General features: G+C 43.3%; 13 protein-coding genes. 3 read left to right on the plus strand and 10 right to left on the minus strand.

Annotated features, from left to right (window positions below; all coding sequences use genetic code 11):
• Position 1: 1 nt before the first annotated feature.
• The 3 genes from glpC to glpA are packed head-to-tail and all read right to left on the minus strand — an operon-like array spanning position 2 to position 4,214.
• Positions 2 to 1,216: an anaerobic glycerol-3-phosphate dehydrogenase subunit GlpC gene (gene glpC / locus ACWU4D_RS17205; protein ID WP_456052685.1), complete on the minus strand. Its 1,215-nt coding sequence runs from the start codon at positions 1,214 to 1,216 to the stop codon at positions 2 to 4.
• Complete coding sequence (gene glpB / locus ACWU4D_RS17210) at positions 1,210 to 2,541, minus strand: glycerol-3-phosphate dehydrogenase subunit GlpB (protein WP_456052686.1); 1,332 nt, start codon at positions 2,539 to 2,541, stop codon at positions 1,210 to 1,212. Before glpB ends, glpC begins: the two co-directional genes overlap by 7 nt.
• A complete protein-coding gene (gene glpA / locus ACWU4D_RS17215; RefSeq protein WP_456052687.1) occupies positions 2,538 to 4,214 on the minus strand; it encodes an anaerobic glycerol-3-phosphate dehydrogenase subunit A in 1,677 nt (558 codons plus the stop codon). Before glpA ends, glpB begins: the two co-directional genes overlap by 4 nt.
• 325 nt (positions 4,215 to 4,539) lie before the next feature.
• Between glpA and glpT the strand changes: the two genes are divergently transcribed.
• Entirely contained in the window at positions 4,540 to 5,919 is a 1,380-nt protein-coding gene (gene glpT, locus ACWU4D_RS17220) for a glycerol-3-phosphate transporter (RefSeq protein ID WP_456052688.1), read from the plus strand.
• Between the two features lie 103 nt (positions 5,920 to 6,022).
• Here glpT and ACWU4D_RS17225 read toward each other — a convergent pair whose 3' ends face one another.
• The gene (locus ACWU4D_RS17225) at positions 6,023 to 7,270 is read right to left on the minus strand and encodes an MFS transporter (protein WP_456052689.1); all 1,248 of its coding nucleotides are present in this window, start codon (positions 7,268 to 7,270) and stop codon (positions 6,023 to 6,025) included.
• A 303-nt stretch (positions 7,271 to 7,573) separates the two neighbouring features.
• Between ACWU4D_RS17225 and ACWU4D_RS17230 the strand changes: the two genes are divergently transcribed.
• Together ACWU4D_RS17230 and ACWU4D_RS17235 are read left to right on the plus strand one after the other, a co-directional pair.
• Positions 7,574 to 7,825 carry a type II toxin-antitoxin system Phd/YefM family antitoxin gene (locus tag ACWU4D_RS17230; protein ID WP_456052690.1) on the plus strand — a complete coding sequence of 84 codons (252 nt, stop codon included), beginning with the start codon at positions 7,574 to 7,576 and terminating at the stop codon, positions 7,823 to 7,825.
• Positions 7,822 to 8,082 carry a Txe/YoeB family addiction module toxin gene (locus ACWU4D_RS17235; protein WP_456052691.1) on the plus strand — a complete coding sequence of 87 codons (261 nt, stop codon included), beginning with the start codon at positions 7,822 to 7,824 and terminating at the stop codon, positions 8,080 to 8,082. Before ACWU4D_RS17230 ends, ACWU4D_RS17235 begins: the two co-directional genes overlap by 4 nt.
• A gap of 53 nt (positions 8,083 to 8,135) precedes the next feature.
• Here ACWU4D_RS17235 and ACWU4D_RS17240 read toward each other — a convergent pair whose 3' ends face one another.
• From ACWU4D_RS17240 to ACWU4D_RS17265, 6 genes are all read right to left on the minus strand, one after another.
• Positions 8,136 to 9,350, minus strand: coding sequence for a tetratricopeptide repeat protein (locus ACWU4D_RS17240; protein WP_456052692.1), 1,215 nt, complete (start codon positions 9,348 to 9,350; stop codon positions 8,136 to 8,138).
• Between the two features lie 5 nt (positions 9,351 to 9,355).
• Positions 9,356 to 10,042 (minus strand): TonB family protein, encoded by a 687-nt coding sequence (locus ACWU4D_RS17245; RefSeq protein ID WP_456052693.1) that lies wholly within the window; start codon positions 10,040 to 10,042, stop codon positions 9,356 to 9,358.
• Positions 10,043 to 10,447: an ExbD/TolR family protein gene (locus tag ACWU4D_RS17250; RefSeq protein ID WP_456052694.1), complete on the minus strand. Its 405-nt coding sequence runs from the start codon at positions 10,445 to 10,447 to the stop codon at positions 10,043 to 10,045.
• Complete coding sequence (locus ACWU4D_RS17255) at positions 10,444 to 10,929, minus strand: MotA/TolQ/ExbB proton channel family protein (RefSeq protein ID WP_456052772.1); 486 nt, start codon at positions 10,927 to 10,929, stop codon at positions 10,444 to 10,446. The genes ACWU4D_RS17250 and ACWU4D_RS17255 overlap by 4 nt, the downstream gene beginning before the upstream one ends.
• Positions 10,930 to 11,006: 77 nt before the next feature.
• Complete coding sequence (locus tag ACWU4D_RS17260; RefSeq protein WP_456052773.1) at positions 11,007 to 12,365, minus strand: MotA/TolQ/ExbB proton channel family protein; 1,359 nt, start codon at positions 12,363 to 12,365, stop codon at positions 11,007 to 11,009.
• Between the two features lie 11 nt (positions 12,366 to 12,376).
• The gene (locus tag ACWU4D_RS17265; protein WP_456052695.1) at positions 12,377 to 13,165 is read right to left on the minus strand and encodes a DUF3450 domain-containing protein; all 789 of its coding nucleotides are present in this window, start codon (positions 13,163 to 13,165) and stop codon (positions 12,377 to 12,379) included.
• Positions 13,166 to 13,259: the final 94 nt, after the last annotated feature.

Raw genomic sequence — 13,259 nt, forward strand, 5'->3', positions numbered from 1 at the left:
ATTAGTCGCGAATCGCTTCTGCAATTAACGACACTGGGTGGATACATTCCAAGTCGGTATTTTCTTCTATCTGCCATTTACAGGTTTCGCAATCGGTAATCGCCAAATCTGCATTTGCCGCAGCAATCTGAGCAAATAAACCAGAACCAATAGTCATTGATGCGGCGTAGTTTTCTTCCTTAAAACCGTAAGTGCCTGCCGAGCCACAGCATTCACTATTCAAAACTTGAAGATCTAAGCCAGGAATCGATCGTAATAACTCAATCGTAAACATAGTATTGCCACTGCGCTCTAGGTGACAAGGTGTATGATATACCACCTTTTTATTGATCGGTTTCATTGCTGGCGCGTTTCCATTCATAAACTCTTTGAGTAAATAACGGGTAATAAAGTGGATACGGTCGGCTACACTTTCATTATCAATACCAAGAACATGCGGATATTCATCTTGTAAGGTAAACGCACACGTTGACGATGTCGCGACAATTTCCCGCTTATGAATTTCGACAGAATTTTCGAGTTGGCGCACATTGAACTTAGCATTTTTTTGCGCCTTTTTATGAAATCCATTAGCAATCAGAGGAACACCGCAACACTTTTCATTTTCTAGAAGATGAAGCCCTATTCCCATCGCGTTGAGTACTGTAACCAAATCTTTTCCTAGCTGCGGGTGATTGTAATTGACATAACAGCCGTGAAAGAAGCTAACACCACGTGCAAATTGCGTTTGATCTGGGCAAGACTTTTTATACCACTTGCGAAACGTCCCGTGAGAATATTTCGGCAGCGATTTATGGTCATGTACCCCCACCGTTTTATGCATGATTTTCTTAACCAATGGCGTACTGGTCGCAGCATTAACGATGGGTGCTACTGGTGTTGCAAGTGATCCAAATAAGTCCGTATGACTAAGAATAAAGTCCCTAACTGTCTTAGGGCTCGCAGACAACTTGCCATATTTTCCTCTGGCTATCGCGATGATATCACCGATTCTAACGTTCGAAGGACAGGCGGTTTCGCAGCGCTTACAATTGGTACAATACTTCAGAATGTCATCGTAGTATTGAGGATCTTTGATACGCAACCGTTCGCCATCAGGACCGCATTGCTTCGGTCCCGGAAAGTCGGGATTGGCTTTTGCGACGGGACAATAAACCGTACACACAGTGCACTTGATACATTGGTCAAAACTGGTGTCGCTGGTTACGTCTAACATTGTTCACTCTCCACATTCAATTGCTCTGTCTGCTTAACAGTGAAGTTATCTGAAATATAATACGCAGTTGATATAGCAACACCTCCTCCAGAACCTTCTGCAATGGGGTTATAGTGTGCCAATACTGAGCCACAACAGTGAACGTTACTCACCGTAGCGCCATTGAGTGACGGATTAAAGTGCTCATTAGTTTCTAACCCAAACGACATAAATGCATGGGGTTTTAGTGAGAAAAACGTCTCCTGATACCACTTATCACGAGAGCCTGTGGTACACACATCAAAACCAAATACAGGCTCACTTATACGATCGTATTCTGCGCGTAAGCCGTTACTAAAAAAGCTGCCACTGGCCAACACGAATGTGTCCGCCGAAAGTGCATAGTCTCGTAGTTTTCGCGTCCAAATTTTATTAAGAACCAAGCCATTGCTTCGCTCTACAAATTCGCCTCCTGTAACGCAGTCCCCTTTCAACAATACACCGCCTGCAGTAATAAATTGACGCTCTAGCGCTTCTTCAAGTCTAACTCCCATCAATGATGGTGGCATGGTTGGTATTTCATTGAAGCTTATGCCCGTCATCGCCTTTAAACGCGTCAATATTTCTAGCCCTTCAGCGGTTCCAAAAATAGCGGGTACTATCACAAGGTCATTTTTATTCGCTCCAAGCGAAATTTGATTAGCAAACTCCGCCAACGTGTCATCACTCTTCAGCAACCGAATAAAATCGGACGAACGATAGTTGGCAACATCTATAGAACCGTGGTTTAAATTATTCAAAGACACCGATAAGCTGAGTATGGGTGTGTCATTAAACCTTGGATTAGATTTCAAATTGTCGACAGCAACATTTGCTTGAAAATCACGAAAGTCTTCAAGTGAAAGCACAACAACGCGTTCGAATTTTGGTTGTGTCTCTTGATACTCAATTTTTTCAACAAACGGTTGAGATAAAAAAGTGGCACTTAAGGCACCGAGAGTGGTGATTCTCCGATGATTCTCATTGTGCTGAGAGTGATGCAATGGAACACCCGCGAGATTAATCATCTGGGTAAACCACTCTATGGCTGACTCCACATTGTTTGCGCCTAACTTAGCATAAGGATGAGTCGGAAATTGCGTCGGAAATTGCTCAATCGCTTGATAAGGAAACTGAACCGCGTCACCACAAGGCAATGTCGACAAGACATCTATCGATCCAGAAGCAAAATGCAGTGCACTGCGACCATTGTTAATCAAAGCCGTTTTCTGACCTAGCTCTAACGCTCGAATGGCCGCGCAATACCCCGCCATGCCACCACCAATAACAATCACATCGTACTTCATTCCGCTTCTCCCGATGTTTGCGCTTGATTCACATATTGGTTTGCTGTGTCTCGCGTTGGCGTTTCTAACTGGGAAGTACCAAGTAGGCCTTCATAAATCCAGTAACTAAATTCCGCTTCTCGCAACGCATCTCCCCATAATACTGGCTTAGCTCCTTTCCATCTTTCTTCCATAAATTCAACTAGTAAGCCACTGCATTCGACTCCACTTTTATCGCTGAACTCATTAAATAGCCCGGCTGCGCGATAGGTACATGTTTCCCCTTGACATGGCCCCATTCCAACACGAGTACGACGGCGCAAGTCTTCAATATTTTCCACATCTAGATGATTCAGAGCATATTCAATTTCACCCGCTGTCACCATTTCACATTCACATATAATCGCACTCCGCTTTGGTTCATCACTTAAAAATGAAAGTGCGCGTTCACCATGGCTGTATAGGGCGGACTCGTAAACCGGCTTAGCAATACTGGCGCTACGTAACGAGGGTTTGGGTTGCTCAACAGAGCCCGGTAGTGAACGTGTTGCGGTAGTACAAGTTTGCGTATTACCGAGTTTCTTAGCCACAATATCTGTTGCCTGCTCAGCCATTAAACGATAGGTCATTAGCTTACCGCCAGTAATCGTCGTCAGTCCTTGTAGACCATCTTTTTCTCCATGGTCGAGCAAAACAATTCCACGGCTGATATTTCGACCAGTGGTGTCTCCGTCGACGGCTACGAGTGGACGAACACCAGCATAAGCTCGCAGTACTCTTGTATTTTGCATTACAGGCGCTAACTTGCTGCCCTCGCGGAGTAATATATCGACTTCGTCGGAGCTGATTTTTAAGTCGTTGATCTGGTCATACTCAATTTGTTCGGATGTAGTTCCGATTAACGAAATAGTATCGCCGGGAACCAAAATGTCGGCATCGGCAGGCTTGCGACATCGATTTATCACCAGATTATTAATTCGGTAGTCGAGAATCAGTAACGACCCTTTTGCAGGAAACATCTTGATGCTTAAGTCAGCATATTCACAAATGGTTTGCCCCCATATACCCGCAGCGTTGATGACTTCTTTGGCATAGACTTCATAGCCTTGGTTTAGCTGAGTATTAAAACATCGAACCCCAACTACACGATCAGCTTGAATAATTAATGACGTCACTGTGGTGTGAGTATATAACCGAGCTCCATGCTGCTTGGCATCAATAATATTTGAAGTGCAAAGACGGAAAGGATCTAACGAGCCATCTGGAACTTGAACGGCACCGAGCATGGCAGGATTGGCATTTGGCTCAAGGCGCAGTGCTTCTTTTGTACTCAGTTGTTTCGACTCTATGCCTGCTGCAGAACAAGACTGCATAAACTGTTGTTGAAAGTTGATGTCATCTTCAGGAAGGGTAATAAACAAACCACTGGTTTCTTCGACACAGTGACGAGCTATATTTTTAAGAATCTTATTCTCTTGAATACACTCTTTGGCTGAATGCAGATCTGTTACTGCATATCGAGCTCCAGAATGAAGTAAGCCATGGTTGCGCCCAGTAGTGCCAGAAGCAATATCCCCTTGTTCGAGTAAGATACATGGTATGCCCCTGAGAGCACAATCACGCATGATACCAGTTCCCGTTGCACCACCGCCGATGATGACTACATCAGTTTCGAGCCGAATATACGTTTTCATAATACACTCAAAGAAAATAAGAAAAGCAAACAAACGAACGTTTATTTTCGTTTTTAGATTTTATCGAAACCAAAACGAGCATTGCAACACTTATCTAACCAAACATTGATCTGCCACCGATCAGTTTCAAATGCATCATAATCACAATCATTAATTTCAAATATATTGAATTTATTAGATTTAATTTAATTCTTATCACAAATTAAATAAAACGAACTTATGTCTCACTTTTAATTATCAAAATCGTCATAATCCGCTCGTTCGAGCATTTAAGTTCGTTTTAACTCACAAATTAAAATTACAATGGAACATATAGGTAACAGCTATGTTTGGAATATTTAAACCTAAATCGCATATAGAGCGATTATCTGAAAATCAGATAGAACCCACTTATACCCGTCTTCGTTGGCAATTGTTCATGGGAATATTTTTTGGCTATGCAGGATATTATCTTGTACGTAAAAACTTTAGTCTTGCGATGCCATTTCTTATTGAGCAAGGTTTTACTCGAGGTGAACTCGGCGTGGCATTGTCTGCTGTTTCAATTGCGTATGGCTTATCGAAGTTTTTAATGGGAAGTGTTTCTGACCGTTCAAATCCAAGGTATTTCTTAAGCTTTGGCCTCTTAATGTCGGCCGCCGTGATGTTCTGTTTCGGCTTTATGCCATGGGCAACTGGCAGTGTTACCGCTATGTTTGTTCTTTTATTTTTAAATGGATGGTTCCAAGGTATGGGCTGGCCAGCCTGTGGCCGAACCATGGTTCACTGGTGGTCTCGTAAAGAGCGCGGCAAATTAGTCTCAGTATGGAACGTTGCCCACAACGTTGGTGGTGGTTTGATCGGCCCTATGTTTATTTTAGGTCTGTGGCTGTTCAACGATGATTGGCATACCGCCTTTTACGTACCAGCATTTTTCGCAACCGTAGTCTCTATCTTTATCTGGGTTACGCTGCGCGATACCCCTCAATCGTGCGGATTACCAGCGATTGAAGAATATAAAGACGATTACCCTGATAACTACGATGAGTCAAACGAAAAGGAAATGACCGCAAAAGAGATTTTCTTTAAGTATGTATTCAACAACAAATTACTTTGGTCAATCGCTATTGCTAACGCGTTCGTTTACATGATTCGTTATGGTGTACTTGATTGGGCGCCAACATACCTATCTGAAGCAAAAGATTTCTCAGTCGATAAATCATCTTGGGCTTACTTCCTGTATGAGTGGGCAGGTATTCCTGGAACATTATTATGTGGTTGGATTTCAGATAAATTATTTAAAGGTCGCCGTGCTCCAGCCGGTATCCTATTTATGGTATTGGTGACCATTGCCGTATTGGTGTACTGGTTTAACCCAGCAGGAAACCCAGGTATCGATATGGCCGCACTGATCGCTATCGGATTCCTTATCTATGGGCCTGTGATGCTAATTGGTTTATATGCTCTTGAACTGGCGCCTAAAAAGGCCGCGGGTACCGCAGCGGGCTTAACAGGTCTATTTGGTTATCTGGGTGGCGCAGTCGCTGCGAATGCTGTACTTGGTTATACCGTTGACCACTTTGGTTGGGATGGCGGTTTCATTCTATTAACCGCGTCTTGTGGTATTTCGATTCTATGTCTTTTCTACGCTTACTTTGGCGAAAGAAAATTCCACAAAGAGAAAGAAGAAAAAGAAAGACTCGAAGAAGCAAATGCTGCAATTTAATATCGAGTAATTACCTTTAACTCACCCCAAGCAGCGCCAAGTCGATCTCATTCTTGGCGCTGTTTATTTTTAGAACCCGCAAAGCTCTTCTCTATCAACAAGGTTAATTCTCTTTCGAATACGAAAATAACGTCAATATCATGGCTACAAAGACATACAAAGCGAGCCAAAAGAACAGTTGCGCGCCAGTAATATCGTGGTCAATCAAAAACCCAAATAAAATCGGTGAGAGCGACGAAGAGATCACGCCAAGGGATCCCATTAATGCGCGTATTCTACCCAGGTATTTCGTCCCGTAGACTTCAGCCCACAATGCATTAATGATCGTGCTACTTGAGCCAATTGCCGATCCAAGCGCAAAAAGCAGCACATAGACAATCCAATTTCCACTAAATTGTGATGCAATCAAAAGCGCGATAAACATCGGAATCGGATAGTATTTTAACAATTGCCGACCACTGAATCTGTCGACCCAGACTCCTGCATACATCGACGATAACCAATGTGCAATGCCATATAAGGCAAAACAACTCGCAAACAATGCTGCTGTCCACCCCATTTGTGAGATAAAGAATCCTTGGTGAATAAAGATGCCCGTAATAATAAACGGCGCAGATAGCACGGTCGGCAAAGCTAACCAAAAACGGTAATCAGACAACAATGTTCTGCGTGTTCCATCTTGTGGTTGCTGCTTGTTAATATCTCCTTTTACCGGCTGCTCAGCGTTATTTTCAACCGCAGGTGCTTGCTCTAGATATTTTTCATTTTTACCTTTTTTAATAAGAAACAGAGCTAAAGGCAAATACAGCAGTGGGATCAGCACAGCAATCACTAGCCAACTTTGTTGCCAACCTAATTGCGTAATCAATAAAACCGCAAATGAAGGTAGTAAGATTTCACCCAACGGCACCCCACTTGTGGCAATGCTAATACTTTTCCCACGGTTCAAGGAAAAGTTCTTCATCATGGTTGTTACCCCAGTATGAGGAAATAACCCTTGGCCAAAAAAACGCAGAAAAAATAAGCCAACAATCAACATCGTTAAACTAGTGGTTTGCCAAAGCGTAAGAGCGGCGATTGAAAGGCCAACAGTGCAAAATAGAATAAATTTAACCAATGACACCCTATCAATCGCACCACCGATCCACATCAACAACAAACCACTTACAAAAGTCGCGGTTGAGTAAGCCGTACCATAACTGGTTGCCGAGAGACCGAGGCTTTCTTGAAAACTGTCTCCAAACCAACTGACAAAAAATGATTGTCCGAAGTTGCCCATAAACACCGTAATAATCCCAAAGGTGAGTATTGGCCAGCTCTGTTTGGTAAAGCGAAAGTATTCTTTAATCATTAATTATGTCCGGTTTAAAAAAGGGCTCAGAATTGTTCTTTTTATCGGGTTTGTCAACGGTGATCACCAAGCTATTGATTACACACTTTTACCAAACTTTCACGATTTGAATTTCACGTACTGTATATTCCATCATGATTCGTTTACGAAATTCGCATTACGATGTTAAGTACGTAACGCTGCGTTACTTTACGCTACGATCAGTAAACGAAGAAAGCCACTGTTCATACAAACTCTATTGCCTTCTGTGCTCTTCAATATTATTATGTACAGATAAACGTACATGAACAGTTTGGAGTTAACATGGATGCAATAAGCTATACATCCGCTAGAGCAAATTTAGCAAGTACAATGGCGAGTGTTTGTAATGACCACGCTCCTATTATTATTACCCGTAAAAGCGAAGCCCCTGTAGTGATGATTTCTTTAGAAGATTACAACGCAATGCAAGAAACAACCTATTTACTCAGATCACCCAAAAATGCTCGTGAACTGTTGGAGTCGATTGCCGAACTCGAATCTGGAAATGGGATTGAACAGAAGCTAATAGAATGAAGCTGGTCTTTTCTACTAAATCTTGGGAACAATATCTGTACTGGCAAACGACCGACAAAAAGATACTCAAACGTATTAATTTATTGATCAAGGACATCCAGCGTAGCCCTACAGAAGGAATCGGGAAACCAGAACCTCTTAAGCACGGATTATCAGGATACTGGTCACGTCGCATAAACGACGAACACAGAATCGTCTACAAAAGCCAAGATGACGTAATTTTAATTGCACAACTGCGTTACCACTATGGCACTTAATACTTAAGAAGATCGAACATTCCACCAGCGTTTCGCTGTTAGCTTACTTCACACTACTGCCCCTCAGATAAAAACTTAATCCAACTGAGCGTACTATCTGAAGGGGAATGTTTATGTATTGCGGTTGCGATGCGTAACGCTTCTTCTGGTTGCCCTAACTCATTTAGCGCACGTACCTTAGTCAATAAGGTAGTCGTATCAGGTTTCTTCAAACGGTTGATCGCTTGAAGAGCACTTGCGTAGTTTTGCTGCTGCATGTGCAATAACGCGTATTGACGGTTGAATTTGGAATCAAGGTTAGCGGCTTTCTTCCAACTCACGAGTGCCTTGTCCCATTCCTTAGATAACTGCCAATATGATGCTTGTTGAGATAACAGTTTTGCCGATGAGTCCAACTTAGCTAAACGACCGTATGTTTCCGCGGCTTTATACGGTGCGTTTAACCGGCCATACAATTGTGCCATCAAGGTAAGTTGTTCTTGGCTCATATCAAAGCCTGCACGATCGGCTTGCTGCAAGGTGATAAGAGCTTGAGAGTGTTGCTCTGTTTGCATGTATAACGCTGTAAGTTGACGCCACCAAAGCGCTTCATTTGGTTCTATCGAGCGAAGTGACCTTGTGGTGCTAATAGCCGATTTCCATTTTTCTTTAGCAAGTTGAGCACCCAACTTCATTTTTAACGGTTCAGCTTTGGCTCTAAGCTTAGCTTTACGTTGATAATGCTGCTGTTTATCCACCGATGCTTCAACCGATGACCACTTCTCTTGTTGATACTGTGCCTGTGCTATACGCAGCCACACCATTTCATAGCTCTTCGATGTCGTCGACGAATTTTCACTCATTAACGCAAGTAACTGTTTATAACGTTTTTCCGCTTTAGGAAAACTCGGCTCCATCATTCGAAGATCGGCCAACATCCTCACCGACTCACGCTGCTCTTGTTCGGATAACGCGCCTGAATCTACCGACAGCACCAGATGTTTCGTCGCCGACTTCGGCTTCGATAACTGCCAATATAGTGAACCAAGCATGCGATTAACATACGCATTGTCGTAAGGCTTATTCGATTCAATACTGAGCAACGTCGCAACGGCATCGGATAAACGTTCTTCTTGCTGCAACGCATACGCTTTCTGGACATGACGAACAGTATATTCAGTAAGGTTCGCAGCGTTCGCTGTCGTTGTGGCAAGTATCGTCACCACACCGAAAGCAAGCGTGGATTTGACCAAGTGAAAACGACACTTTAGAGCCTGTAAATTGAGCATTATTCTCATTTGTTTAGTTTAAACTCCAGCTTTACCTTCTGGTCGTGCTGCGCAATAGGATTGCCATTGACCATCTTTGGCTGATACTTCCACCTTTTCAGAGCTTTAATTGCTTCGCGATTAAAAATCCGCTTGGGCTGTTCTTCAACAACCTTAATATTGATTGGTCGCCCGCTTTCACTGATATCAAAGCTTACAATGACATAGCCTTCAATTCTGCGCTGAATCGCTTTAGATGGGTAGACCGGCTCTGCTCTGTGTAAAGGCATAATTTGCTGATTTTGCCCAATGTTAGCTGGCTGAGTGACCGGCACGGAGGCAACAGGATCAGCCGTAGGCACAGGCTCGCTCACGGGTAAGCTCGGTGCTGTCACCGATAAACCAGAAACAGAGAAATCCATTTTAACATCAGGAATATTCTCCAACGTTGGCGTTGCCATCGAAGTCGGCGTTACCTTTTGAGGTGCAACTTCGGGCTCTGGTGCTTGGGGTTTAATTTCAGGCTTATCAGGTAATATGCGACTACGACGTTCGCTGCTTTGTTCCTTGTCAGCAGCAAAAATATTGAACGCCAACGGTTCATCCTGTTTTTCAACCGGCTTACTGTTTAAATCCACCAACCAAGCCATGACCCCAATTAGGCTATAACACACCACTAACGCCAGAGGAAATGCAATCAACAAACGAGTCATTTATTTCTGTTCCGTTGCTAACGCTATATTACTGATGCCAGCGCTTTTCGCTGCGTCCATAACTGCAACCACCGTACCATTGAAGGCAAATTCGTCCGCCTGAATAACCAAAGCAGCATTGGGTTGTTCAATAATAATGTGCTCGAGCGTAGGTTGAACGCGTTCTTTATCCACTACTCGTTTATCAATATAAATTTCGTTATCGGCCGTCACCGCAATAAACACGCTGACGTCTTTTTGGCTGGTTGAGTTACTCGCTTGGGGACGGTTTACTTCCACACCAGATTCACGAACAAATGAGCTGGTCACAATGAAAAATATCAGCATGATAAACACAATATCGAGCATCGACGTCATGTCGATTTGTGCTTCTTCTTGCTGTTTTGAACGATTGCCTAATCTCACGCTCGGCTCCTCATTAATTTTTCCAAATGAATTTCCCGCTTCTCTATGGCCGCCATCAAACGTGAATAACAAAAGAATCCGGCTAATGCAGCAACCATTCCTGCCATTGTCGGCAATGTAGCCATCGAGATTCCGGCCGCCATCAAACGTGGTTGTGCTGTGCCTTCTGCTTCTAAAACATCAAACACCGAAATCATTCCAGTTACCGTTCCCAACAGACCTAACATCGGAAATAATCCAATTAGTAACTTTAATAAATTAACGTTTTTAAACAGTTGCAAATGAGCCTGACTCAACCATGCATTGCGCTGCTTACGTGCGAACCACGATTGATGATCTTGCCTCTCTTTCCATGCATCGAGCCATTGCTGCTTCTGCTTAGGATAAGTGAAGGCAAGGTAGATAATACGTTCAAATGCAATCAACCAAAACATGAGAACCAACACGGCTAGCCACCAGATAACCGGCCCTCCACGTGACATAAACTGTTCTATGCCCTGTGAAAAACCGATCTCTCGGAGCACACTGAATATCGATGTGATGCTAATCCCATCCACAACTATGCCGCTCCCATATCCTGTTCAGCTCGCTGCGCTACCATACCAACGCCTTGTTTTTCTAACAGAGTACGAATGTGTTCTGATTGCGAGCTAAGGACATTGTGAATAAACAGCAGTGGCATCGCAGAAACTAAACCAAGCACTGTCGTTACCAAAGCCGTTGAAATACCACCAGCCATAATTCTTGGATCGGCATTACCATATTGAGTAATCACCTGGAAGGTTTCGATCATCCCTGTCACGGTTCCCAACAAACCTAGCATTGGTGATAGAGCCGCAAGGAGTTTCAGCATCGACAGTCCGCGCTCAAATTTGTGTTGTTCATCTAGAATCGCTTCATACAAGCGCAACTCAAGGGCTTCAACGTTAGGAGATTGGTCGTATTTGTAAACGCTCAACACTCGTCCAAGTGGATTGTTGCCTATCTCTTCTCTGTTTTTTAACTGTGCGCGAATTTTACTTCGGCTTATGAATAAGAAACCACCTTGAGCAACACCTATGACTAAACCAATAAACAGTATCGCGAGAATTACGCGACCAACCACGCCACCCTGCGCTAAACGTTCGCCTAGCGTCGGTTGCTGTGCCAATTGTTCTAACAGTTCACCTTTGGAAGGATCAAAGGCGATAAGCTGACGCTTGCTAAGAGCCAATGAAGCTCCCGTACCCGAGCTAACCGGATTTGCTTGGGGCTGAACAGAATACGATTTTGCCCCGCCTTGTTGTGGATTCCATTGCAGATATCCGTTTTCATCCACCAGCCCAAACGCACCAATTCGCACAACGTCTTTTTGTTTCATAACGCCGTCTTGTTCGACGTACGGAACCGAAATTTGGCTTAATGAAGAACCCATTTCGATCTGTTGATCAAATGCTTGCCATAACGCCATCAACTGCGGTGTTGATGGTAACGTCTTCGCTTCGACGATCGCATCGACTTGTTTTAAGCTATCGCTACCAATCGACGTAACAAGATCTTTTTGCTCTATTTGCAGTTCTTTCGCGACTTGACGAACCACGCCAAATAACTCGCCGAGACTTCCTGATTCTAAATGAAGCTCTTTCTCTTTTTCAGAGAGTGCTTCTTCATTGAGACTGAACTGTTCACTTAGCGCATCAATCTCTTGTTGAAGTTGATTCTTACGTGATGTCAGAGCGTTTTTCTGCGATGTTAAGTTTTGCTCTTGCCCTAAAAACTCTGCTTCACGATGTTTGTTCAATGCCTGTTCTTCTGCTTTCGCTTTCTCAGTCGTTGCAAGTAGCGTAGACGTATCTGCCAATACAAATGATGCAAACAGAGAAGAAGTGGAGAGAGATAAAACGGACAACGCTAATGTAGCGTGTTTACGTAAATTCATTGGATAACATTTCATTGGGAAACCTCCTCAGCAGATGCCTCATTGACAGAAAGCGGCAACATAAGCAAAGTCGGCGTAACTTCTTTATTCGCAACCATAAAGGCCTTCTCAAGATCCATATTCAGTGACACGTCTAGCCCCTGCCAACTGTTCGAATCGTTATTCCAATACCAATATTGTTGCTGGTCTAGGCTCCTTGCGATGAGCGAGATATGGCCTAAGTACAACTGTTCAATTTCACGAGTTTCACCATCAATGTTTATCGCGCTGGTGTAGATGCCCATCTTATTAACGTAATCAAGTTCTATCTGATACGCCTCTAAGATACGACGATACTTTTCGGAATCACTGATGTTTGCTTCGCTCATCAAAGACTTGAGTGTTGCCACTCGCTGTTCACGAGCGTCTTTACGAATGGGCATATCTTGTGCGATGTACGCTTCTAAACCATCGAGCATGTTGTACATTAGCGGCACGATACTTTGCCGAGTTTCTATAATCTCATTTCGCTGTACTTCGAGATTGAGCAATTCTTGGTTCTGGTTTTCGATGAGCGTTTCTAAATGTTGTTTGTACACTTCTAAGTTGTTCACTTCAGAGCTAAGCGCTTTAATATCGTTTTGCAGTTCGAAACTACGATCCGAACTATTTGAAATCGTTGTTTGACTTTTCTGAGCATTGGCGAGGATCGTTTGCTCTACCTTTGAAGACGAATCTATGGAGGCCGCGTACGAATGACCGACTACCGCAATGGTGGTGATTAATAAAGAAAGTCGCATGGGTTTTACGATGTTATTCATGGTGGAAATTAACTCGCTTGCTTACGATGGAACAAAAATAGAAAAGACAATATCGTTCAACTAAGAATGACAACGTCAGTTTACCGACAATTTA

Source organism: Vibrio phycocola (assembly GCF_053850235.1).